Here is a 2381-nt window from a genome sequence, read left to right on the forward strand (position 1 = left end):
TGTCAACTAAGTTTTTCATTTCGTTTGTCGCTTGCGACGTTAATGTCATCGGCGACTTGTTCTATATTACACCTCTAAAGTATAATCGTCAACACGTTTTTTAAAAAACTTTATATTTTATAGATTTCATTTACGTATTTCTTCTATAGTTATATACAAGCACCCCACAGAACAATCTATGGGGTGCTCTTCTACCATAAAAACTATTGTTCTTTCGACGGCACCGAACAACTTCCATCAGCACAAGAAAGATCGCTTCCACCATCTGCTGAAAGTTCCTGTAACTTCGGTGCAGGATTCTCTTCTTCCCAAACTTGCTGAAGTGCACCAACAAAAGTTTCAAGTGGTTGTGCACCTGAAATAGCATACTTTTGATTAATAATAAAATAAGGCACTCCCGAAATTTGATATTGCTGAGCAATCGCTTCATCAATTCTAACATCATTTGCGTACGCATTTTTATCATTAATAACATTTAAAGCTTCTTGCTTATCTAAACCTGAGGCTGCAGCGATAATAGCAAGTGTATCCACATCACTTAAATTTTTCGATTCAGTGAAATATGCAAAAAGTAGATTCTCCGTAATCTCCTTTTCTTTCCCATGATTCTTTGCAAACTTCGCAAGACGATGCGCATCAAACGTATTCGTCGGCCTCATCTCATCAAAATTAAAACTTAAACCCATACTAGCTGCATGATTTCCTAGCTGTACGTTATTACGCTTAGCTTCTTCAATACTAATTCCATACTTTGATGCAAGCACTTCATTAATACTTGTTCCAGAGTAAACGGGAGTATTCGGATCCAACTCAAAACTTTTAAACTCAACTTCAACATCCTTCTTATGTGGAAATTGCTCTAAAGCCATCTCTAATCTACGTTTCCCAATATAGCAAAATGGGCATACAAAATCCGACCAAACCTCAATTTTCATATAAACACCTCATTAACATTTAGTTTTCAATCATTGTAGCACTGAGATTAAGGAATTCAAAAGTTTTTGCTCTATCTCCTTCATATAGTACATACAAAAATACACTTATAGCAGACTACCTAATTAACAAAAAAACGATAATCAAAAGGATTAACTATTATCCCTCCGATTATCGTCTATATAAATGCAACAACTTTAATTATGCCGGAATATACTTCCCTACGAACTTCCATACGGTATTCCAATATTTATTCGAATCTACTTTCTCCGCTTCTCCATGCCCAGCACCTGGAACAATTAATTTCTCTTTTTCTACTTTTGCAGCATTATATACTTCATCTAACATTTCAAAAGGAACGAATGTATCAGCATCCCCATGAATGAATAGCATAGGTGTTTTACTTTTCGCCACTTGTTTTACAGCTGAAGCTTCTTCTAAATCATATCCAGCTCTTAATTTTGTAACTGTATTTGCCGCATTCATAACAGGAAACTTCGGCAAGTGGAATAAATCTTTTAGCTGATAAGTAAATTCATCAATAACGGTTGAGTATCCACAATCTTCAATAATAACTTTAACATTAGAAGGTAAATCTTCTCCTGAAGTCATCATTACAGTTGCCCCGCCCATTGAAACACCAAATAGAGCTATTTCAGCATTAGGATCTTTCTTTAAGATTTGTTGAATCCAAATCAAAACATCTTTACGATCATGCCAGCCCATACCAACATAATCCCCTTCACTATTTCCGTGCCCACGAAGGTCTGGTGCTATGACATTATAGCCTTGTTCATAAAAGTTACGAATATATTTCGTCATTTCTGATGCTCTACCATTGTATCCATGAACCACAATTGCCCATTTATGACTAGATGATTCATTCATATATTCATAGCCTTTTAAATTCAATTTATCGAAAGAACGTATAGTTAATGTGTTAGGTTTATACTTCGATACGAAGTTCGCATTCTTTTCTTCATTTGTAGCCAATACATCTCCCGATGCATTTACCGTTTCTACTAAATGAGGATTATCTTGCAAAAATTCTTTTTCTTGTTTCGCATTCAACGCGTAGTTATAAAAATAATTCCCAACTAACATATACACGATTAATAGAAGGACTAAGACTACTATAGTAATTATACCTATCCTTTTCATATTATCTCCTTTTCTAACTTAAATCTTCTTATATTAAAGTACATCAAAAAACAACTGTACTATTTTAACACACCAGTGAATCTTATCTTTAAGAAATAAAATAGAAAATCTTAAATTACATATCAAAAATCACGAAAGAAATCGAATAAAACTTATATAAATATGTAATTAGCTTTGAAAAGAAGTTACAAAATACAAAAAAGACGAGTCATTCTGACTCGTCTTAAAGTTGCTTGGCGACGTCCTACTCTCACAGGGACAAGGTCCCAACTACCATCGGCGCTAGA

The 2381-nt window shown here is 34.4% G+C and carries 2 protein-coding genes; both read right to left on the reverse strand.

Features of this window, described 5'->3' with window-relative positions; genetic code table 11:
* Window positions 1–203 precede the first annotated feature (203 nt).
* Window positions 204–935, reverse strand: coding sequence for a DsbA family oxidoreductase (locus tag BUA87_RS29755; protein WP_071713890.1), 732 nt, complete (start codon window positions 933–935; stop codon window positions 204–206).
* Window positions 936–1134: 199 nt separating this feature from the next.
* Window positions 1135–2094, reverse strand: a complete 960-nt coding sequence (locus BUA87_RS29760; RefSeq protein WP_000821101.1) for an alpha/beta hydrolase — start codon at window positions 2092–2094, stop codon at window positions 1135–1137.
* Window positions 2095–2381 lie beyond the last annotated feature (287 nt).

The organism is Bacillus sp. bc15, assembly GCF_900142585.1.
GTDB classification, from domain to species: domain Bacteria; phylum Bacillota; class Bacilli; order Bacillales; family Bacillaceae_G; genus Bacillus_A; species Bacillus_A cereus.